Source organism: Lysinibacillus sp. NPDC097195 (assembly GCF_044762075.1).
Taxonomy (GTDB): Bacteria; Bacillota; Bacilli; order Bacillales_A; family Planococcaceae; genus Lysinibacillus.
Map to the genome: position 1 here is coordinate 2,564,058 of NZ_JBIWDP010000001.1, position 21,418 is coordinate 2,585,475.

Annotated in this window: 26 protein-coding genes; 7 read left to right on the plus strand and 19 right to left on the minus strand. The window is 38.7% G+C overall.

The window, feature by feature from the left end; all coding sequences use genetic code 11:
- Window positions 1-2: 2 nt before the first annotated feature.
- The 5 genes from ACIQXI_RS13110 to kynU form a co-directional block, all read right to left on the minus strand.
- Window positions 3-449 (minus strand): RidA family protein, encoded by a 447-nt coding sequence (locus tag ACIQXI_RS13110; RefSeq protein WP_139859705.1) that lies wholly within the window; start codon window positions 447-449, stop codon window positions 3-5.
- Window positions 446-1,456: an amidohydrolase family protein gene (locus ACIQXI_RS13115; RefSeq protein ID WP_402925767.1), complete on the minus strand. Its 1,011-nt coding sequence runs from the start codon at window positions 1,454-1,456 to the stop codon at window positions 446-448. Before ACIQXI_RS13115 ends, ACIQXI_RS13110 begins: the two co-directional genes overlap by 4 nt.
- Window positions 1,447-1,980: a 3-hydroxyanthranilate 3,4-dioxygenase gene (locus tag ACIQXI_RS13120; protein ID WP_402925433.1), complete on the minus strand. Its 534-nt coding sequence runs from the start codon at window positions 1,978-1,980 to the stop codon at window positions 1,447-1,449. The genes ACIQXI_RS13115 and ACIQXI_RS13120 overlap by 10 nt, the downstream gene beginning before the upstream one ends.
- Window positions 1,981-2,081: 101 nt before the next feature.
- Complete coding sequence (locus tag ACIQXI_RS13125; RefSeq protein WP_402925436.1) at window positions 2,082-3,515, minus strand: amino acid permease; 1,434 nt, start codon at window positions 3,513-3,515, stop codon at window positions 2,082-2,084.
- Window positions 3,516-3,540: 25 nt separating this feature from the next.
- The gene (gene kynU / locus ACIQXI_RS13130; RefSeq protein WP_402925439.1) at window positions 3,541-4,827 is read right to left on the minus strand and encodes a kynureninase; all 1,287 of its coding nucleotides are present in this window, start codon (window positions 4,825-4,827) and stop codon (window positions 3,541-3,543) included.
- A 209-nt stretch (window positions 4,828-5,036) separates the two neighbouring features.
- Here kynU and ACIQXI_RS13135 point away from each other — a divergent pair, with 209 nt between their 5' ends.
- Window positions 5,037-5,654, plus strand: coding sequence for a TetR/AcrR family transcriptional regulator (locus tag ACIQXI_RS13135; protein ID WP_402925441.1), 618 nt, complete (start codon window positions 5,037-5,039; stop codon window positions 5,652-5,654).
- A 494-nt stretch (window positions 5,655-6,148) separates the two neighbouring features.
- Complete coding sequence (locus tag ACIQXI_RS13140) at window positions 6,149-7,945, plus strand: LVIVD repeat-containing protein (protein ID WP_402925444.1); 1,797 nt, start codon at window positions 6,149-6,151, stop codon at window positions 7,943-7,945.
- A gap of 358 nt (window positions 7,946-8,303) precedes the next feature.
- On the opposite strand, the gene ACIQXI_RS13145 is transcribed toward ACIQXI_RS13140, so the two are convergent.
- Window positions 8,304-9,131: a thermonuclease family protein gene (locus ACIQXI_RS13145; protein ID WP_402925770.1), complete on the minus strand. Its 828-nt coding sequence runs from the start codon at window positions 9,129-9,131 to the stop codon at window positions 8,304-8,306.
- A 460-nt stretch (window positions 9,132-9,591) separates the two neighbouring features.
- On the minus strand, window positions 9,592-10,173 hold the full coding sequence (locus tag ACIQXI_RS13150) for a phosphatidylglycerophosphatase A family protein (protein ID WP_402925447.1): 582 nt from the start codon (window positions 10,171-10,173) through the stop codon (window positions 9,592-9,594).
- Between the two features lie 115 nt (window positions 10,174-10,288).
- Between ACIQXI_RS13150 and ACIQXI_RS13155 the strand changes: the two genes are divergently transcribed.
- The 3 genes from ACIQXI_RS13155 (at window position 10,289) to ACIQXI_RS13165 (ending at window position 12,039) form a co-directional block, all read left to right on the plus strand.
- Complete coding sequence (locus ACIQXI_RS13155; protein ID WP_402925449.1) at window positions 10,289-11,008, plus strand: alpha/beta hydrolase; 720 nt, start codon at window positions 10,289-10,291, stop codon at window positions 11,006-11,008.
- Between the two features lie 83 nt (window positions 11,009-11,091).
- Window positions 11,092-11,607, plus strand: coding sequence for a YjcG family protein (locus ACIQXI_RS13160; RefSeq protein WP_402925451.1), 516 nt, complete (start codon window positions 11,092-11,094; stop codon window positions 11,605-11,607).
- Window positions 11,608-11,610: 3 nt separating this feature from the next.
- Window positions 11,611-12,039 carry a GNAT family N-acetyltransferase gene (locus ACIQXI_RS13165; RefSeq protein ID WP_402925453.1) on the plus strand — a complete coding sequence of 143 codons (429 nt, stop codon included), beginning with the start codon at window positions 11,611-11,613 and terminating at the stop codon, window positions 12,037-12,039.
- Window positions 12,040-12,161: 122 nt separating this feature from the next.
- On the opposite strand, the gene ACIQXI_RS13170 is transcribed toward ACIQXI_RS13165, so the two are convergent.
- The 6 genes from ACIQXI_RS13170 to ACIQXI_RS13195 all read right to left on the minus strand — a co-directional run bounded on the left by ACIQXI_RS13170 (window position 12,162) and on the right by ACIQXI_RS13195 (window position 15,011).
- A complete protein-coding gene (locus tag ACIQXI_RS13170; protein WP_173478067.1) occupies window positions 12,162-12,410 on the minus strand; it encodes a stage VI sporulation protein F in 249 nt (82 codons plus the stop codon).
- A 151-nt stretch (window positions 12,411-12,561) separates the two neighbouring features.
- Window positions 12,562-12,687 (minus strand): YjcZ family sporulation protein, encoded by a 126-nt coding sequence (locus tag ACIQXI_RS13175; RefSeq protein WP_402925773.1) that lies wholly within the window; start codon window positions 12,685-12,687, stop codon window positions 12,562-12,564.
- A gap of 100 nt (window positions 12,688-12,787) precedes the next feature.
- Window positions 12,788-13,147 carry a stage V sporulation protein AE gene (spoVAE, locus tag ACIQXI_RS13180; RefSeq protein ID WP_402925775.1) on the minus strand — a complete coding sequence of 120 codons (360 nt, stop codon included), beginning with the start codon at window positions 13,145-13,147 and terminating at the stop codon, window positions 12,788-12,790.
- A 15-nt stretch (window positions 13,148-13,162) separates the two neighbouring features.
- Window positions 13,163-14,158, minus strand: coding sequence for a stage V sporulation protein AD (locus ACIQXI_RS13185; protein WP_402925455.1), 996 nt, complete (start codon window positions 14,156-14,158; stop codon window positions 13,163-13,165).
- The gene (gene spoVAC, locus ACIQXI_RS13190; protein ID WP_402925457.1) at window positions 14,152-14,607 is read right to left on the minus strand and encodes a stage V sporulation protein AC; all 456 of its coding nucleotides are present in this window, start codon (window positions 14,605-14,607) and stop codon (window positions 14,152-14,154) included. Before spoVAC ends, ACIQXI_RS13185 begins: the two co-directional genes overlap by 7 nt.
- Window positions 14,607-15,011: a hypothetical protein gene (locus tag ACIQXI_RS13195; protein ID WP_402925459.1), complete on the minus strand. Its 405-nt coding sequence runs from the start codon at window positions 15,009-15,011 to the stop codon at window positions 14,607-14,609. Before ACIQXI_RS13195 ends, spoVAC begins: the two co-directional genes overlap by 1 nt.
- A gap of 134 nt (window positions 15,012-15,145) precedes the next feature.
- Here ACIQXI_RS13195 and ACIQXI_RS13200 point away from each other — a divergent pair, with 134 nt between their 5' ends.
- The gene (locus ACIQXI_RS13200) at window positions 15,146-15,670 is read left to right on the plus strand and encodes a CotY/CotZ family spore coat protein (protein WP_402925461.1); all 525 of its coding nucleotides are present in this window, start codon (window positions 15,146-15,148) and stop codon (window positions 15,668-15,670) included.
- 65 nt (window positions 15,671-15,735) lie between these two features.
- On the opposite strand, the gene ACIQXI_RS13205 is transcribed toward ACIQXI_RS13200, so the two are convergent.
- The 6 genes from ACIQXI_RS13205 to ACIQXI_RS13230 all read right to left on the minus strand — a co-directional run bounded on the left by ACIQXI_RS13205 (window position 15,736) and on the right by ACIQXI_RS13230 (window position 20,604).
- On the minus strand, window positions 15,736-16,137 hold the full coding sequence (locus ACIQXI_RS13205; protein WP_402925463.1) for a hypothetical protein: 402 nt from the start codon (window positions 16,135-16,137) through the stop codon (window positions 15,736-15,738).
- 53 nt (window positions 16,138-16,190) lie between these two features.
- Window positions 16,191-17,567 (minus strand): magnesium transporter, encoded by a 1,377-nt coding sequence (gene mgtE, locus ACIQXI_RS13210; protein WP_402925465.1) that lies wholly within the window; start codon window positions 17,565-17,567, stop codon window positions 16,191-16,193.
- A 227-nt stretch (window positions 17,568-17,794) separates the two neighbouring features.
- Window positions 17,795-18,721, minus strand: coding sequence for an RluA family pseudouridine synthase (locus ACIQXI_RS13215; protein WP_402925467.1), 927 nt, complete (start codon window positions 18,719-18,721; stop codon window positions 17,795-17,797).
- Window positions 18,696-19,490, minus strand: a complete 795-nt coding sequence (locus tag ACIQXI_RS13220; RefSeq protein ID WP_402925469.1) for an NAD kinase — start codon at window positions 19,488-19,490, stop codon at window positions 18,696-18,698. The genes ACIQXI_RS13215 and ACIQXI_RS13220 overlap by 26 nt, the downstream gene beginning before the upstream one ends.
- Window positions 19,487-20,158 (minus strand): GTP diphosphokinase, encoded by a 672-nt coding sequence (gene yjbM / locus ACIQXI_RS13225; RefSeq protein WP_402925471.1) that lies wholly within the window; start codon window positions 20,156-20,158, stop codon window positions 19,487-19,489. Before yjbM ends, ACIQXI_RS13220 begins: the two co-directional genes overlap by 4 nt.
- A gap of 62 nt (window positions 20,159-20,220) precedes the next feature.
- A complete protein-coding gene (locus ACIQXI_RS13230; protein ID WP_402925473.1) occupies window positions 20,221-20,604 on the minus strand; it encodes a UPF0738 family protein in 384 nt (127 codons plus the stop codon).
- A gap of 209 nt (window positions 20,605-20,813) precedes the next feature.
- Between ACIQXI_RS13230 and ACIQXI_RS13235 the strand changes: the two genes are divergently transcribed.
- Window positions 20,814-21,413, plus strand: coding sequence for a CYTH domain-containing protein (locus ACIQXI_RS13235; RefSeq protein WP_402925476.1), 600 nt, complete (start codon window positions 20,814-20,816; stop codon window positions 21,411-21,413).
- Window positions 21,414-21,418 lie beyond the last annotated feature (5 nt).

Sequence of the window (21,418 nt, forward strand, 5' to 3'; positions counted from 1 at the left end):
TCCTATTCTTCGATTTCAATAATCATCTCTATTTCGATTGCTGTATTATTAGGTAATTGAGCCATTCCAACAGCAGAGCGCCCATGCTTACCCTTCTCTCCGAAAACCTTGCCAATTAAATCTGAGGCTCCATTCATTACTTTAGGCTGTTCAATGAAATCTTCTGTGCAATTTACCATCCCTAATACTTTGACAAATTGCTTCACTTTACTTAATTCGCCTATTTCATGTTTCACTACACTGAGTAGGTTTAACATCGATTGCTGTGCTGCTAAATAGCCTTCTTCTGTCGTCAAATCTCTCCCAAGCTTACCGTGGTACTGATCTACACCCTGTCCTGCGGTAAATAAGAGATTGCCCGTCCTTACACAACCTACATAGTCTCCCCAAGCAGGACGTAAAGGTGGTAATTCAAGTCCTAACTGTGCAAGTCTTTCCTCTGGTGTCATGATTTGATCTCTTCCTTTATCTCGATATTTAAAAAGGCTAAAGCATTTCGCCCTAAAATATCCCTTCTTTGTTCTTCTGAAAGATGAAGTGTCTCATCCACTATCTTCCCTGGTGGGATTTCTCTTAATAAAAAGGGATAATCTGAGCCCATTACAATTTTGTCTGCTCCAAATCGATCGATTAAATATTGAAGATTTAGCGGATCATAATTTAAAGAATCGAAATAGAAATTTTTCGCATAATAGCTCGGTGGTTTACTCGTTAAGCGTAGATGCGGCCATACTTTCCACCCTTGGTCTAAGCGAGGTAAAATATAAGGAAATGAGCCGCCACCGTGTGCAAAACACACTTTAAGTTTTGGGAATTTTTCGATAACTCCGCCGTTAATAAGACTAGCAGCAGCAAGTGCAGTTTCACTTGGCATCCCTACCGTGTACATAAAATTATGGCGCGGCATTCGGTCCTTGCCGAGCGTTTCCCACGGGTGAATAAATAAAGGCACTTGCCATTTCTCCGCCATTTCAAAAAATGCTGTAAAAGCTGGGTCGTCTAAATTTTTGCCGTTTACATTCGTCCCGATTTCGATGCCTTTTAGTCCTAGCTCATGTATGCAACGATCCATTTCACGAATAGCTACCTCTACATCTTGAAGTGGCACTGTGCCAAGACCAATGAAGCGCTTCGGATATTGTTTCACCGTATTCGCAATAAAGTCGTTTTGAATACGAGCCATTTCCTCTGCTGCGTGTCCCTCCGCCCAATAGGAAAACGTCACAGGAATCGGGGACAAGACTTGAATATCCACCCCTTCAGCATCCATATCCTGTATGCGTTTTTCTGGGCTCCATACTTGGTCTGTCACTTCTCTAAACACTTGACCTGCTACCATAATATTCGCACCACATGTGCATGTTTTTTCTAATGTTGGCCAGCGCTCTCCGCCAAACTTCTCCACAAAGTTAGGAATATCCTCTGGAATAATATGAGTATGGAAATCTACTCGCATTGCCATAAACTCACTTCTTCAGACATTACATGTCCGCAATTTTTACATGTGCGCAGTTCTAAACTACCATTGAATTCTTCGATTGCACCTTTCACTTGTGTTTCGATATCTGTTAATTGCACCGTTTTTTTGTGCATTTGTTGATCGCAGTTTTCACAGAACCATACGAAATCCTCTAGCTCTCCCACTGCCCGCTTCCTTTCTACGACAAGTCCATATGTGTCGGCAATACGATGAGGAGAGTGCGGCACATTCGCTGGTAGCATGAACACTTCCCCTTCTTTAATTGTAATTACTTCACGCTTTCCTTCATTAATAATCTCAACGAAGCAATCGCCTTTAATTTGATAAAAGAACTCATCGGATGGATCGACATGGAAATCTCGACGGCGATTCGGTCCGCCCAAAATCATACAAATAAACTCTGAATCCTCCCATAACACTTTATTGTTAACAGGTGGCTTTAAAGAATCCTTATTTTCTTCGATCCATTTTAATAGATTAAATGCTTGTAATTTTGCCATACAAAATCCACTCCTCTAAAATTTTATATTTTTGTTTTTTTTATGGATTTCAATACCATGCTAAAAAGCTTACCGACTTCAATTACCAAAATTGCCTACAGCTAAATAATCCCGCTTCCTGAGCTCTCGGTTGTATCTTCTACAATAATCGAAGATTTCGTGTTCGCCCTCTTCCATAGGAAGTAACAAACTGTAATAAAGATTAACCAAGGGAATCCGAGTGTTAATGTGGCTTTAAAGTCTGGTGAGAACCATGTTGATAGGACAACAGATGCTAACAGGACTGCACCGAAAATTGTTAAATACGGATAACCAATCATTCTTACCGGTAATTTGCGCCCGTTTGTTTCATTCCAATTTTTTCGGAAGAATAGGTGTGTAATAAAAATCATAAACCAAGCAAACATCGCACCAAAGCTAGAAAGCGAAATCATCGTTGCAAAAGCTGCATCCGGTTTGACAACTGTAAAGATTGTCGCGATGGCGATACCGATAACAGAAGCAAATAATGCAACTGAAGGTACATTTTTACGATTTAATTTCCCCAATACTTTCGGCGCGTAGCCACCTCTTGATAATGAAAACATCATACGTGTAGAAATATATAATTGACTATTCATCGCAGAAAGCGCTGCTATAAGTACGACGAAATTCATAATAGCTGCTGCTCCTGGAATATTCATAATTTCCATTACTTTTACGAATGGACTCTTATCGATTCCAGCCATCCCCCAAGGCACAATCATCAGCATTAAAGATAGCGTTAATAAGTAAAACAGCACAAGTCGAACAACGGCTGAACGAAGCGCGATTGGCACTGCTTTTTCCGGATCCTTTGCTTCACCCGCACTAACAGCGATCATTTCAATACTTAAATAACTGAACAACGATACAAATATAGCAATCCACATTCCCCATACCCCATTAGGGAAGAAACCACCGTCATTTGTATAATTTTGAGTACCAATCGCTGCGCCACTATCCGCGCCAACAATGACATATACTGCTAGAATAATAAATCCAACAATCGCAGCTATTTTAATGAGTGAAAACCAATATTCAACAGCACCAAATAATTTGACCGTTGTTGCGTTGACATACATAAGCACTGCTGCAAATAAGACTATCCAAACGATGGCAGGCACGGTCGGAAACCAATACTTCATATAAACGGCTACAGCTGTAACCTCCGTCCCGATTGCACATACTAAACTAAACCAATACGAATAGCGTACCGAAAAGCCTGCCCACGGATTAATATACTTCTCTGCATAGGCACCAAACGACCCTGTCACTGGATGAGCTACAGTCATTTCTGCTAAGCAGCCCATAAGTAATAATGCGATTAATGCACCGATTGCATAGCTAATAATGACACTCGGTCCTGCCAAGCCAATTGCCAAGCCACTCCCTAAAAATAACCCGGTCCCGATTGCTCCCCCAATGGCAATCATCGTCAGCTGGCGTGTTGTTAAGCTCTGACTTAATCCCTTTTCTCTTTCAACGATATCTTGCAAACGATTGTCTTGTGACATACATTTTCCCCCTTTGATATTGTCGTTAAGATACTACATTTCTTTCCTTCCCATACTTTTCATATTGCTTTTCTGTTACGATTGCCTTTAATATTTCGACCGTTTCCCACACATCCTCGAAAGACGTATAAAAGGCGATTGGTGCGAGACGAATAATGTTTGGCGGTCTAAAGTCTGGAATGACACCGTTATCAACTAAAGCTTTGCAAATTCGAATCGCCTCATCATGCTCTAAGCAAACATGTCCCCCTCGTCTAGCATCTTCAGTTGGATTGCCAATTGAAAAGCCAAGCTCCGTTAGCTCTTGGTCGATTAAATCCATCATATAACGTGTAAGCTTTAATGATTTTTGACGAATATTTTCGATACCAGCCTCGGCAAACATTTCTAATGAGCCGATAATAGGGGCTAAGCTCAGCACGTGCGGTGTACCCATTTGAAATGCCCCTGCTGATTCTTCCACATCTAATGTATGTGCCATATCAAACTGTTTATCTTTTTTGGAGCTGTACCAGCCAGCTAAGCCAGGATGAATGCCGAAATGTTTTTTATTCACATACAAGCCAGCGACTGAACCAGGGCCACCGTTGAGATACTTATAGTTACACCATATAGCAAAATCAACATTCCACTCACTGAAGTAATGCGGAATTGCCCCAATAGAATGACAAGCATCAAAGCCAATGCAAATGCCTCTCGCGTGTGCTTCGGCAGTTAAGCGTTTTATATCGAGTAGCTGACCACTTCTGTAAAGGACAGTTGGCAGCAAAATGAGCGCAATCTCATCTGTCATTGCTGCGATAATATCCTCTTCTAAAATGAGCTTGCCATCACGACTTTTCACACGAACTAAATGCTCATCTGGATCATAGCCTTTTAACTTTATTTGACTCTGTAGTGCATAAATATCTGATGGGAATGTTAATTCATCCGCTAAAATTTTTGTACGTCGCCCTTCTGGTTTATAAAATGTTGCGACAGCTTGATGAATATTGGAAGTCGTAGAACCGGCAATAATGACTTCGTTTTTCTCAGCTCCAATTAGCGGAGCACACATTTCACCTAGCTTCTCGGAAATGAAAAACCATGGATACTTACCGGTTGTCCACCCTTTAATTCCGTACGCTTTCCAAGATTCCATTAATTCAATGACATTTTCCTCGGCTCTTTTAGACATTAAGCCTAAGGAATTGCCATCCATGTAAATAACCCCTGATTGTAAATAAAATTCATCGCGGAATGATCGGAATGAATCATTTGCATCATATTCTTTCGCATGCTCTTTTTTGTAAACGCTTTCTCTAGTTTCCAAAATTCTCTCCCCCGTTTTTTAAATTTTCAGAATATGTTCATAGTCTAAAATAAAGTTGACATAGTGTCAATATTATTTTTGCCAAATTTTTCATCGTAATTTGTAAAAATATTTCAAATGGGCTATGATGAAATGGAATAAATCATTGGATTATCAAGCAATAGAACGCTTATTATAAATAAAATAAGTCATATCTTGGAGGTCATTTAATGAGTGGAAAAACGAAGCAAATCGACGGAAGAAATATGCGCTCTATCGCAACAAAACAAAAATTATTGGATGCCGCGCGTGACGTATTCTATGAATTTGGCTTTAAAAAAACTACCATTTCTCAAATTATTAAGAAAGCAGAAACTGGTTATGGAACGGCTTATGTACACTTCAAAGGAAAAGACGAGATTTTAATCGCACTCATGGAAACGGTCATGCAGAAATTTCTTGATTTGGCCCACACACCTTTCCTACCTACTAGCAAAGAAGAAGCAAAAGAGCTTGTCCTCAATCAAGTAACTGCTTTTTTAACGATGGCAAAATCCAATAAAGAGATTATGAAAGTATTCGCAGAGGCAATAAGCCTTTCCCCTGCTGTGAATGAAAAATGGGATGACATCCGCAAAACGAACATTCATTTTATTATCCGCGATATTACATATGCACAGAGTCAAGGCTTAGTACGGTCAGATTTAAAAATCGATATCGTCGCACGCTCATGGTTTTTAATTAATGAAAACCACCAATGGGATCTCGTGCGTGATGATACGTCCGCTTCTATTGAGGATATCGCTTGGACGATTACTACGATGTATATCGATGGGTTATACAAATAAAAAACTACATCAAGAACTGACCTAGTCATTTGAGACACATAGAAAACACCCCATTAGGCTGCTTGCTTCCCAAATTCTATTGGGAGTTAAGTAGCCTAATTTTTCTTGTATCCGCTCCTCCGGTTATTCTCTCATCTATCCCATTACACGTAATATCTAGTCACTTCATTAGTCAACGAATGATGCTTCACAAGCTTAAATGCACCTGTTTTAATATTCGAATAAAAACCGCATTTGTCTATCAATACCCTCTGCGTGACTTCATGCCTGGCATCTCATTTCCTAGGATAGATACTAAAAACTAAGAGTCTAAATATTCAGAAATTAAAAGTTGACACCACGTCATATATAATTGTAGTATTTATTTAGTTCCGGAACAGCTAATTTTACAATTTTTCAGCTTCAACTTTTTTATCACCTATACAATCTACATGTCTTTAGTAAAATGCTCTTACGCTTTAAAAAATTCATAGATTTCTAGGGGGATTGCGTTGATGAAAAAATTTAAGTTACATTCTTTTCTGAGTAATTTAGCTTTTACCTTTCTTATGATGGGCATTATTTTCTTCTTGTCTTTAGGCACTGCCTTAGCGAACGATGAAGCCAAAAAAGAAGAAAAGCAGGAAGCACCGCGGACAGGTCTGAACAAATTTGCACCTGATGCACCCCTGCCACAGGAAAAGGAAGGCACAACAAAGCTATTACCAGGTGAACCAAAAGAGCCCGCGCCTGGCAGCTGGGGCTATAATGCGAAGACAGGGATTTTCACTCACCCAGCCGCAACGCCGGATAATGAAGGTCCTCAACCATTTGAAGGGAGTTTGCCTTATCTAGATCAAAATCAATATACGAAAAATATGAATGTAGAAGCATTCTATCCATACGTTATTGGTTGGGGCCATAGCTGGCAAGCTACATTCGATTTAGATGGTCGTCGCTATTTATACGATCTTGAAACAGATATGTACAATGTATTCGATATTACAGATCCTAAAAACGCCAAGCGTATCGCCAATAAATTAATTGACACAGATAAGGGAGACAAACGCTTTGGTCCAATGACTGTCAAATACAATAAAAAGTTGGACAAAACAATTGCCGTTCAATGTTACGAAGTACCTCGTTATGGTGTTCTATCGAATAAGTATGAATACCCTGAGCAGGTTAAGGCTATTAAAGAAAAAGAAATGCTGCGAGGATTCCGCATTTTTGAAGTGACAACCCCATTATTTTCAGAATGGGAGCTGTTATCTGAAACACCTTTAGATGCGAAAGCAAACGCCAGTGACCTTGTACAACAAGGCTCAGGCTGTCAAGACGTACCTGTCTATGATGGTGGAGATTATCTATTTGTTGCAGGTGCACCTGATGATTCCTTCAGCAATACAGAGTATAAAAGCTATTTATACTCAGGTGCACAAATGGCCTTTGATATTTCGGACCCATCTAATCCGAAACGACTTTCAACTTGGTGGGTGCCAGGTCAACGTGTAGGTGAAGAGGCAGCTTATAACAAAAACCCTCGCGCTGGCAACAAAACAACATGGATGGGCGCTCGCATGCCGCTATTCATTCCGACACCTGTAGAAAAGGGTGGCAAGTACGGCTATGCAGCAATGGGTGGCTTTGGCTTTTATATTGTCGACATATCCGATCCAGCAAATATGAAAACGGTTTCGCATATTGAGATGCCAATGAGTGTTAGCGGTACTGAAGGGGATAATATTGACGTTTCCAAAGTTGAAAGCACGGGCATTGTTTACTATAGCGGCTATCCACTTAGCGAAGATTGCCATGAGCCTTATAAGGAAATTTACGCAATCGACGTCAACGATCCGCTTCAGCCTAAAATCATTAGTACATTAAAACGCCCGACACCACCAGAATCAGCACCATTCACAGACTTTTGCCAACGCCGCGGTAGCTTTGGACCGAAGCGTAGTGGCTATGCAACCATTAATCCTGGTGTTCCGAGCGACCAATATATTCCTTACGCCTTCTACAATGCAGGTGTGCAAATTTTTGACGTATCCAACCCAACAGAATCAACAATCGAAGCATATTTTGTGCCGAAGATGTCTGGAGAAATTCCAAATGAAGATGGCACAACTTCGACAAGCGACCATTCTAATCCGGTACACGGCATTTTCGTCGAATGGGATCGAAACTTAATTTGGGCATTTTCAAACCATGGCATGTATGTCCTATCTACACCTTTACTCGGTGATCCGGTCATCGGTTTACCGAAGGCCGTAGAGGAGAAAAAACAAACGCAAAATAGTAAAAAGTAAAATTTAAAAACCGAACGACTATTGCAAAGTCGTTCGGTTTTTTTAGTATTTGGCTTGCGATGTTCGCAAGTGCATTAAATTTACATCAAGTTTTGACACATCTCATTTAAGTTTTTTGAAAATGGACATTTCGTTTTCCACACCAAGCGACAACGCTGGATACGCCACATCTGTGAAAAGCTTGAATACAATTGCCATAACCGCTTACGTTCTAAGTGTTTCATAAAAAAACCTCCAACTACATTCGTTTCCATGATTGTCTCATGGCAGTTGAATTCGTTGAAGGTATGTTATATTTGGTGCTTAATCCTAGGTTACATATGCGTTTATAACTTTATTTGTCGATGCTTTAAATAATTTATTGCTGTGCTGGAATAAACCCAGCATCTTTTGCTTCTTTTTCAGTACAGAACATTTCTTCCGCTATTGTATTATCATAATTACGTTGACCAGGCATGTGGTATATTTTATTGCCTTTCGCATTAATATTCCCTTTGATTACACAACTATTATTAGTTTTAGTAGATTCGACATTATTTGAATCGACATTATCTTGCTGATCTGTTGTTGCAGCATAATAGGCTTCTTTATCGTAACCGCGATTTGTGACATAGTCCTCAACTGACCAGATTCCAAGTGCTGACTGTTGTGCAGTTTTTTGAATCGATTTAAACCAATCTACGTGCTTCGTATTGGGTGCATATATATAAGCAACACGAGCTAAGCCATTTTTCAATAACTGCTCCTGAACACTTATACCATCTTTAGTATAAATATAGGCAAGCAATCTATTATATTTATCGCGATAAGATACATCAAATTCTAAATAGACCGTATCTTGCCCAGCTAATAGTTGCTTTGTAAATTCTTTCGCTTCAGGTCCGTATGGTTGGACGCCTAATGTCTCATGATTCGTTTCAGGTGTATCCACAAGTAAGAAACGAACTTTTTCAGAACTGCCATTATATTTAATTCTTATTGTATCGCCATCAATGACACTTTCTAGCTCATATTCTTCAAATTTACTAACATCATGCTTTTCAGCAGTGTCCTTTGTTGCAGTGACAATTCCTTGTATATCTTCAGTTTGTATATTTTCAGTTTGTATATTTTCAGTGCTCGATTCTTCCGTACATCCACTAATAAGTAATGTTAAAAGGAACAAAGCTAACAATAATTTTTTCAAATCCATATCCTACTTCCTTCTATTTTCCCATAACAAAAATCCTCAGTTCGGTAAAAAACTGAAGATATGACCATTCATCTAAATATTAAATACAGCACAACTGCAAATATAATCGTTCCGCTAGTAATTAACGTCTTAATATCTTTGTCACTCATTTTCAGTACCTCTTTTCTTACATTTATTTATCGAATACTTTATTTACCTCTATTATCAATAAAGTCGCCGAATAGCACAATGATTTTGATTTGTTTTCTTCTGCTAAATTTGTTAAGAAAACTTATAATACTGCATTGTTCAACATTAGTCGAGCACGTGCAGTTATAGTGCTAGACTTTCATATGCTAAGCTCATAGCAAAAAACAATTGCCCATGCAAAAAAGACTGTAGTCAAACTCGCTAACTTTCGAGTTTATCTACAGTCTAGGCACGCCTAAAAAATTAAGCGCAAATTTTTTTGCCATTAAATTTCATTATGTGGTTTCGGTTTCGGGCCAAGCTCTTCTGGCTCAATATCGGCAAATGTTTCGCCTTCTTCTTCTAAATCGCGCATACGATGTGCGATACGCGACGCCGCTGATGCTGCGATACTGCCAACTAAATCATCTAAAAATGTATTGACATGGTGGCCAGGCTCTGTGTCGAGTTTTTTTATGATACCGATCTTTTGTTTATCTAAATGTCCAAATGTTGTAACAGCGATACTTCCATATGTAAACACAGAACCTAGTGCGATTGTTTCATCTACTCCGAATAATCCTTCATCCGATTCGATAATTTGTTGAAGAGGTGATGATAAAAGCCCTTTTTCAGCTAATTCATCTAGCTCTATACCTACTAATACTGCGTGTTGCACTTCTCGTTTACGTAATACACGTTCAACCGAATGAATACAATGCTCTAATGTTAAACCATCATTGTAGGATTTTTGCATTTCATAAACTATTTCAGCAATGTCCTCTAACTCTACACCACGACGAATGAGTGCAGCTTGGGCTGCTTTCGCCACTTCTTCTGAATGTACGCGGATACTTTTATCATGCATAACGAACCCTCATTTCAGTTTTTTTGCTAGCATCATAACGCTAACCCAACCTATTATACCTTTACTTACGTAATATGGTACAATTTTGTCACAAACACATGAAGGAGTGTCATCATTGGATAAGGGAACTGTACAAGATTTAAAATTTTTTAGTGAAGCTTTGCAGGAGGAATTGGATCTATATATTTATGTCCCTGCTAACTATTCTCCACTATACAAATATAACATTTTAATCGCTTCAGACGGTAAGGACTATTTCCAACTTGGAGGTATGACAAAATTAGCCGATGAACTTATCGATGACTATGAAATCGAGAATTTAATCATTGCTTTCGTTCCATATAAAGATATTCAAGATCGACGTACAAAATATATTCCAAGTGGAGAGCAACATGAGGCTTATCTGCGCTTTTTAGCACATGAACTTGTGCCCTATTTAGATGCAGAATATGCAACATATCAAATGGGTATGAGTCGTGCAGTGATTGGTGACTCTATGGCTGCAACCGCTTCCTTAATGGCTGCGTTAAAGTATCCAAGCATCTTTGGTAAGGTTATTTTACAATCACCTTATGTTGATGAAGATGTACTTAAAACTGTTGAACAATTTAAAGATCCAGGAGCCATTTCGATTTATCATATCATTGGGAAAAATGAAGATAAAGTTGTGACGATGGATAAAACGATTAAAGATTTTTTAACCCCAAATCGTCAATTGCATAATCTGATGTTAAGCAAAGGCTTTTCTACATTTTATGAAGAGTTCGACGGTAATCATACATGGAAATATTGGAAACCTGATTTAAGACGTGCATTAATTGAAAATTTCAATTAATGTTGGGCGATTCAAATTACGTATTTTGAATTTTCTGTTATACTTAAATAGAAAAATTGTTTATTTACGGGAGGTAATGGACTATGAAGTACGGAATTGTGGCATTTCCATCAAAAAAATTGCAAGATTTAGCGAACACGTATCGCAAACGGTATGATCCTCATTATGCAAAGATTACACCGCATATGACGTTAAAAGATAGTTTTGATGCAACGGAAGAGGATATTCAAGCCATCGTGAAGCAATTGGATGACATCGCTTCCCAACATGCACCTTTAAAGATTCATGCATCACGCATTAGTTCGTTTTTCCCAACAACAAATGCGATTTATTTCCGCATTGATCCAACTGAACAATTACAGGCATTCCATCGTGTACTTGAAGAAAAAATTCCTTTTGGGGATTCTAAGCACGTTTTCGTGCCACATATTACAATTGCACAAAAAATGACTGACTCAGAGCATGATGATATTTTTGGACAGCTCCGCATGACAGGTGTTGATGAAAAGGATAGTATCGATCGCATTCATCTATTATATCAATTGGAAGATGGGTCATGGACAACATATGAAACATTCCGATTGACTGGAGCTGAATAACTTTTGTATAACGTTAAGATTGTTGAAACAGAGAAAGAACATGCTGATGCATTTGCTGTTCGTAAAAAAGTATTTGTCGAGGAACAAGGCGTCCCTCTTCATTTAGAATGTGATGCGCATGATGCAACTGCAACACATTTCATTATGTATGAAGGCAGTGAACCTGCGGGTGCTGCTCGTCTCCGTTGCATTGAAGATCATATTGCAAAAATTGAACGCGTATGTATTTTAGAAAGCCAGCGAGGCAAAAAATTAGGTGCTTTAATAATGAAGGAAATGGAAAATCATGCGATTTCTATCGGCCTACAAAAATTAAAACTTCATGCGCAAAGCTATGCAGTTCCTTTTTACGAAAAGCTAGGGTATACGGTGACATCTCCAGAATTTATGGATGCTGGCATACCGCATCGAGCAATGGAAAAGAACATTTAATAATAGGTGTTACGATATGCAAATGCATAGTCGTAACACCTTTTTTTATGTTTTTGAAGATAGTTCTCTATTGTAAGCTTTTGTTCACACCTAATTCGGCATGCTTTCATCAGCACTTTACCTTATTTCATCATTTTAGCAAGCTTTTCGAAATCTAGTGAAGCGCCATCTTGGATAATAGAGTTTACTATTTTATCTTCAAGCTCTTGTGTGATTTGTCTATTAGACACTTTGCCTACACGGCGTACTATTTTTCTTACTTGTTTCTCATTGGTGAAATCAGCATGTTGAATTGCATTAGCTAATGCAAAGATTTCATCCATTGATACGCCTGTCTTTTGTTCAATCGAATTAAAAAACGAGCGATGCATGTTCCCCCTCCTATCAATTCCACCTCAACATAATCGTCTATTTGACAACTGTTGGAGGCTTTAACTTCATGCGGTAAGCTATTTATAGACTTACAGAGTAAGCTAAAGCCTAATAATCTTAAAAATTTAGCTGTTTCTAATAGCTAGAATATTAATTTACGAAAGTAGCGCCAACAATAATTAGAAGAATGAATAGGACAACAATTAAGACAAATGTTGAGCCATAGCCATAGTTGTTGTTATTACCTCCGCAATAATTATTGTTCCAGCTATTCATACCATAAGGTTGTGCACACCAGCCCTGATATCCCATAAAAGCACCCCTCCCTTCTACAACCTATAATATGTAATGTTGTAGTTCAGAGAGGGGTATTCGTCTAGTCAATATTGCCTTTTGGTTTAAAAATTAATGCGCCAATAAAGCCAAACACAATAGCCGCGCTAATTCCAGAACTTGTTACTTCAAACATACCGGTTAACACGCCTACTAAGCCATGTTTTTCTGCCTCCGCCATTGCGCCATGTGTTAAAGAGTTACCAAATGATGTGATTGGTACAGTCGCGCCTGCCCCTGCAAAATGAATGAGCGGCTCATACAAACCCATGCCATCTAAAATGGCACCAACAACAACTAACGTACTTAATGTATGGGCAGGAGTTAATTTACCAACATCCATTAATAATTGACCGATTACGCAAAATAAACCGCCTACAATAAATGCAAATACAAATGTCATAACCATGCTGTTGCCTCATTTCATTGTAATTTCAATCGCATGTGCCGTACATGGAATCGTTTCTTTCTGTTGGAAAGATAATGGCGATAGCAGAGCACCCGTCGCCACAAGGAGCACTCGTTTATATGAGCCTGCTCGAATTTCTTGCAAGACATAACTAAAAAAAACAGCCGCTGAACAGCCTGCACCACTTGCTCCAGATTGAAAGGCTTCATCTTGACCATAAAACTCGGCTCCAGCATCGCGTAAAAATGTTAACTCCTCATTTTTTATGCCACTTTCGACAAACATACCTTTCAAAAGTTTTAAGCCAAGTTGCCCTAAATCACCCGTTAAAATTAAATCATAATGATAAAGTTCTTGCTTACGCTGCTCCAGATGTGACGTAATCGTTTGAAAGGCCGCAGGTGCCATGGCAGCTCCCATATGAAAAGGATCATCCATACCATAATCAATCACCTTACCAATCGTTGCCGCTTCTATAGAAGGAGCATCGTCACGGTGCTTGCCAACAAGCGCATAGCCAGCAGCTGTTACAGTCCACTGAGCAGTTTGCGGTTTTTGTGCTCCATAATTGATTGGATAGCGAAATTGGCGCTCAACTGCATTATGCTGACTTGAGGCACCGGCAATCGATAAATTTGCTGCACCAAGCTCTGTTAAAAGGCTTGCTACGATCACCGCGGACACAGAGGTAGCACAAGCGGAAAACATACCGATAAATGGCATCGCTAATTCTCTTGCAGCAAAATTCGTGGGAGTCATTTGATTGACTAAGTCGCCACCTAATAAAAAATCCACTTCTTTCGTTGTAATGCCACCTTTTTTCATCGCTATTTCACAGGCTTCTTCAATCATTTTTCGATGCCCCTGTTCATTTGTTTCCATTTGCCAACGTTCATCATCATAAACCGTATCAAAATATTGCTTGAACGTACTTCGGTCTTCGAGTGGTCCTGCCACAACACCGCCTGCTAACAATGATGGTTTTGATGGAAAGATGATTACCACGAAACCACCCCTAACGTCACAAGAATATATTTAATAAGTGCTACAAAAAATGCAGATACTACGCCAAATAACACAACGGAACCTGCTAATTTGAATAAGTTACCGCCAACACCCAGTACTAGACCTTCCGATTTATGTTCAATTGCTGATGAAATCACAGCATTACCAAACCCTGTTACCGGTACTGCCGAACCTGCTCCTGCAAATTGACCAATTCTTTTATACAAACCAAGGCCTGTCAATATCATTGCAAAAAAGACCATTGTTGCAACTGTTGGATTCCCGGCTGTTGCTTCCGTAAAGTTAAAGAACACAATATAAAAAAGAGAAACTGCCTGTCCAATTGTACAAATAAGGCCTCCGACCAAAAATGCTTTACCTGCATTTTTTAAGTAAGGCGGGGTCGGTGTTATATTTTGCTCTAGCTGTTGATATTGCTCTTTTTCCATTATGTTTCCTCCTTTGCAAGCTTTTGGAGCTCTGTAATTTTATCGCTTAGCTTATTATCTTCAAGTTGATTCTTTTTTATTTTATTTGCTTCATAAAAAATTTTATAATCAGCTGATACGAAGACTTCTTTGTCAGGGTATTTTTTATCAAACTTCTTTTGCAGTTTTTCCTCTAATTTAGTCTTATTCCATTTTTTTAATGGTTTAATCTGCACGGCTACGAGCATTTTATCGTCATATTGAATTACCGTTGATTTTTCAACAGCTTTTTCTTCTTTTATTACCGCTTCAAGCTCTGCTTCATTTTGTGGGGTACCATAGACAATAAATTTTTCTTTTTCCGTGCATCCAATCAGAAATGTTATACAGACTAAAAGAGGCAACATCATTCTTAATAACCTCAAGTATTTACCCTCCTTTTCTTCACAGTTTCTCCACACAGAAAAAAACTATTCATTTGAATAAGTAAACGAAAGCCCGAGTCCATCTTTCAAAAGTACATATTGTAGAAGTAGTTAGAAGGAAAGGAGGTGACAATATGGGTTGTGGTAAACCAACAAATCCTATTGGACCTATCCATTCGGCAGGCTGCGTTTGTGACGTAGTGCGTGCTATTTTAGATATTCAAAATCAAGCGGTGCGAGATGAGTGTTCCCCATGTACAGCAAACTGTTTCTTAGAACCACTAGGTGGGATCGTAAGTCCTGCACGCTCAGCAGCAGATACACGAGTATTCATGTTAATTACAAAAGACGGTACACCATTTAAAGCATTCTTCAATTCCCCATCAGCAGATCCATGTACTTGTACATCAGTATTCTTCCGTGTCGAAGATATGTTTGATGAATGCTGTGCTACTTTACGTGTTTTAGAACCTTTATGTACTTATGATTCTACTGAAAGCACAGTAGATTTATTAAGTCGTGACGGCTGTTGCATCAACATGAAGAAAATTTGTAAAGTAGATGATTGGAACAGTACTGATAGCTGTATCACTGTGGATCTATCTTGTTTCTGCGCTGTACAATGTATCGCTGATGTTGACTTAGGGATTTGTAATTAAGTCTTTCTCCTTTGACACACTACACATAAAAAAAAGTGTACAGCATCCTCTGCTGTACACTTTTTTTATAATGTTGGCAATTGTCTTCCGCGCCATAATATTTCCTTAATATCCTCAAAGTAAATAATTTCCTGTGTGTTGAATTCCTGAGAAGTCAATAACAGAGAATCCACTTGCATCTCGGAAGCAGTTCCACTTAGTCTTCTGCCATCTTTTAAACTAATTAATAAAGGCTGATAGGCTTTCTGACGAAACGGTTTTTCTAAAAATTGAAGCTGTTTGATGATATAGTCATCTACTTGTTCTTCTAATTGGATAGGTACCGTTTCTTCCGTACTCGCCTCGTCTTCAAACTGATCTTTTACATAAACAGACGTACTTTCATCTAATTCAAGTTCATGGAGCATTTTAGAAATGTTTAAGAAATAAGTTGGTGATTTTATATATAGGCGTGGCTCTTTCTCCACAATTATCACTTCCCTTTTTTCCCTACAATATGCAAAAGTGAAGAAATTGGTTCTTAGCCTATTTGACTTAAAAACATTGTGGCTAGTCCTAAATAAATTAAAATACTCGTAATATCATTTAACGTTGTAATAAACGGCCCTGATGCAACCGCTGGGTCGATTTTCATGCGATGCATCAATAACGGAATAAATGATCCCGCAACTGTTGCCACTAAAATAGAACCGCAAATCGCCGCGCCTACAAGCATACCTAAAATTAATTCATGTTTCCATATATATACTATACCGATGACGATAATACCACATACAATACCAGTCAAAATACCAGTACCTGCCTCGCGCAGTAGCAGTTTCATCTTGCTATGTTCCTCAACGTCACCTGTGGCAATACCGCGAATGGCAACCGCCAATGCTTGTGTCCCACTATTCCCCGAGGTACCAGAAATAAGTGGAATAAAGACTGCCAGGAGTGCCACTTTATCTAATGTATCTTCAAACTGCCCCATTAAATTGGCTGTTAACATGCCTAAAAACAATAATACAACAAGCCATGGTAAACGTTTTTTTGCTGCTTGCCAAGGATTCGTATCGAATTTATCCATATCTGAAATACCCGCTAGTTTAGAGTAATCTTCAGATGCTTCTTCATCAATAACATCGATAATATCATCGACAGTAATAATCCCCAACAGCTCACCTTTATCATCAATAACTGGTGTCGCTAGGAAATTATAATCTTTCATAATTTGTGCTACTTCCTCTTGGTCATCACCCGCATGAACCATAACAACCCGTTCATTCATAATGGAGCGAATAAGTGTATCTTCATCCGCAATAATTAAATCACGTAATGAAATAACACCTGTCAGTCGGTGGGCCTCATCCACAACAAAAATATAATAAATCGTTTCTGCATCTGGTGCCTCTTTACGTAAGATTGCCATGGCCGAACGTACGGTAGAGTTTTCAGGAATAGCGACATATTCAGTCGTCATAATTGAACCGGCTGTATATTCATCATAGCTTAAAAGTTCGTTAATTTCGCCAGCCGTTTCTTCATCCATCATGCCTAAATAGCTTTCTCGTTGCTGTGTATCGAGCTCATTTAAGACGTCTGCAGCATCATCGGCGTACATATGGGACAACATTTCTGCACCATATGCCGGGTCCATCTCAGCTAAGTAAGCTTTATATTCATCATCATCTATTTCGATTGCCTCAAAAATATCAGCCATTTCCGTCGGAGACAAGTACGAATAGATGATCTTCCTTATATCAGGTTCCACCTTTTCATAAAACGTTGCCTGATCATATGGATGAAGTTCTAAAAACTCATCACGGAATGCGCTAATATCATTATTTTCGAGCATACCTCGTAAATGTGCTTCGTCGAATTGCACATCATCCTTTTCATTTCTTTCCTCTATCATGCTTGTCCCCTCCTTCCGAGCGTTGAAATTACTTTACGTCCAGTGACGTAAATCTACCTTTTATATAATAGTGTGCATGTACTGTTTGTGCAAACTCTTTTTTTCAGTCCATACAACTTTCTACTTTACTATACCCTACTATTGCTTATTTTGCCGTTAACATGCTAGTAAGATAATTTTTTTTAGTAAAAAATGATAAGGAGATGCTCGATTTTGCGAACACCTCCTCAATTATTTAATATTTGTTGCATATCGTCCTTTAAAGAACTAGTGCAATAAACAGTGTCTTTTGTTAGTGGATGTTGTAACGACAGCGATACACAATGGAGCGCTTGACGATCAATGAGTTTGCGACTCCCTCCATATAAATCATCACCTATTAGTGGATGTCCTAAATAGCTCATATGCACACGAATCTGATGTGTTCGTCCCGTATGCAACTTTAAGCGAATATGCGTCAGTGGCTCCCCATCAACAGCAAAACGCTGTAATACGGTCACATCAGTATGGGCAAATTGACCATCCTCACGTACTTCACGCTCAATAATGCTAGAATCTTTTCGTCCAATGGGCGCAATGATAGACTGCCAATCCTGCGCTACATGACCATGTACGATTGCTTCATATTCACGTGATACATTACCTAGGCGTTGGGCTAGACCCATTAAATGATGAATATGTGCATGCTTTGCAATACATAACAAACCAGATGTATCACGATCAAGTCTTGTCACAACATGAACGGTAGAAGCTAAACCTTGTTGATCAAAGTAGCCACAAACATAATTAGCAATACTTTTCGTAGGATGCTCACGAGATGGAATTGTACTTTGATGTGCCGGTTTATCAAGCACTAATAAAGCCTCGTCCTCGTAAATAACGGAAAGTTTACCATATTCAATTGTGAGGCCTTCACTTTTCTCCTCAGGGGGAAATTTGACTTCTACTCGATCTCCTGTATGAAGGGGATAGCGGACATTTTGTTCGATACCATTGACCGTCAATAAGCCCCCTTCAAACTTAATAGCTGTTAAGGCCCGTTTTGAGATTTGCCATTGTGCTAATGCATCTCGTAACAGTTGACCGTCCTTTTCAGCTAGAAATTGCAATGTAAAACGTCTGTCAATATTATTCATTTGCAACGAATGACTCATGCACACGTTCCCAAAATGGAAAAGGTCTGAAGCGTGCAAAGCGTACTCTTTCATTGGCTACATTAAATGCGATGGATTTTACATCGCCTTGCGTAACTTGAATATGATCAACTGTCATATTGAAGTTTTGATCATTAACTGGACGTAAAATACAGTGATGATGTGCTGGTAAAATTAACGGTGAACCAACCGTACGGAAGACGCGATTATTAATCGATGCAATTTCAGTAATTTGAAGCGCCGCTAATGTTGGATGAATAATTGCGCCTCCTAACGCCTTGTTGTAGGCCGTGCTTCCCGAAGGTGTGGAAACGCAAAGACCATCGCCACGGAACCGTTCAAACTGATTACCATTTAACTCTACATCCATTACGAGGGTAACATCAGGCGATTTCACAGTCGTTTCGTTTAACGCCAAATACGTGTTTGATTCTGCATTATGATGCTCTACTTTAACTTCCAGCAATGGATACTCCACAACATTAAAATCTTTCTTGGCAATGGATAACACCAATTTCTCTAATTCCGAAGGCTTCCAATCCGCATAAAATCCTAAATGACCTGTGTGAATACCGACAAATGCAACTTGATCTAGCAAATGTGAGTAGCGATGAAAGGCATGTAATAGCGTGCCGTCCCCACCTATTGAAACAACAATTTCAGGTGTTTCTTCATCGTATGTTAAGCCAAAATCTTGCAAATATGTTTTTGCTAGCTCCATTAATTCATTTGATTGTGCATCTCTACGTGATTGAATGGAAAATTTCATTGTGAGTCACGCTCCTTCTCTGATAGTAAACTAGGATTCGATGCCTCTTTATACTCACTAAAATAGGCCTGCGCTTCTTGAATTTCACTACGGATGGATGACATCTCTTCATCTAACCGGAATGCTGCCTCTGCGGCACTTTGCAGTCGATTTTTGATTTCTTCTGGAAACATGCCTTTATATTTATAATTTAGTGAATGTTCTATTGATGCCCAAAAATTCATCGCTAATGTACGAATTTGAATCTCAGCTAGCACTACCTTTTTTCCTTGAATGGTCTCAACGGGGTATTCTACAATCATATGATATGAACGGTAACCGCTTGGTTTATTATGCGTAATATAATCGCGTTCTTCTACTACGCGCATATCCTTACGCTGTCGAATGAGCTCTGTCACCGTCGAAATATCATCTACAAATTGGCACATAATACGAACGCCTGCAATATCGCCAAGCTCATCGCCAAGTTGCTTTGAAGGTTCAAAGGCTAGTCCTTTTTCTAATGTTTTATCGTAAATGCTTGCCAGTGGCTTTACACGTCCTGTTACAAATTCTATTGGTGAATTTGCATTGACAATGCCAAACTGAGAACGCATTCCTTTTAATTTTATTTTTAACTCATCTACTGCTTGTTTATAAGGACTTAAAAAAATCTCCCATTGTCCCATCGCTAAAACCTCCCGACATTCGGTATCGAACAAAAGCAACACCGACTGTTCGTTTTGTCTTTTTATTCAGCGAGAACTGCCTTGAAGTGTTGTTCCACTGCTTGAACAAATTCTGCTCCATAATTGTAATTTCCTTCAATATTATACACGAGCATTTCCAATTCATCGTAAAAATTTGTAAGTTCGACTACTTCCTCGTTTATTTTTAACATTGGGTTTTGTTTAGCTTGTAAAATATGTACAAGATTATCCCAACTAGTCATCGGAAATCGCAAGTAATGGTAGTCCTCTCCTGCATCAAGTAAATAGATAAAAGCAAAATCATCTGAGTCTGCAATTAATTGCGCAGCAGGTTTTAACTGTAAATTTTTATTATTGTCGTTTAAACTAAAATGAAGTTGCTGGTTTTCAAAATAAAATGAATCTATCGTATATATTTTACGCACATGTGGTCCCCTTTTCGTCGTTCTCTTCCTCTTATTTTATCATATGGGGTAAATAGTTGCAGTTGTATTTACAAAACAACGAGCAATCTTCGGCTAAAAAACAATAACGCTTCAGCATCATTACCGAGCACATACCTAGCTTTCATCCTCGCTTAAAATGCGAAGGATTTCTGAAATACAAAATGACAAAACTAAAAAAGGTGAGATACATGGCACAACAACTTGAAATAGAGTTTAAAAATGTTTTAACAAAACAACAATATGAGCAACTGCTCCATGATTTCCAAATCCTAAAAAACGCTATCCATCGTCAAATAAATCACTATTTCGATACACCAACAAATGCTATTCGAAAATTACAAAGTGGGCTACGTATCCGCATAATAGACAACTATTATGAATGTACATTAAAAGAGAAGTCTGCAGAGCATAGTCATTTGGAGACAACGGATGAATTGACTGCTGCACAAGCTGAAAAGATGCTTGCAGGTCAAGGTTTTTATGCTCCAGAAGTAGCAAAAAGACTAGCGGTACACCATATTCCATTAGAGCAGTTGGCAGTGTTTGGTTCCTTAACAACAGATCGTGTCGAAATTCCTTATAAAGACGGACTTCTCGTATTTGATCATTCTTTCTATTTGCAGTGTGACGATTATGAGGTAGAATATGAATCAAAAGATGAAATAAAAGGAAATGCAATCTTCGACGAATTTCTACAGCAATATGATATAAAAAAACAAATTGCTGATAAAAAAATCGCCCGCTTTATGAAGGCACTCCAAACATCGAAACAAAATAATAATAGCTAAATAGT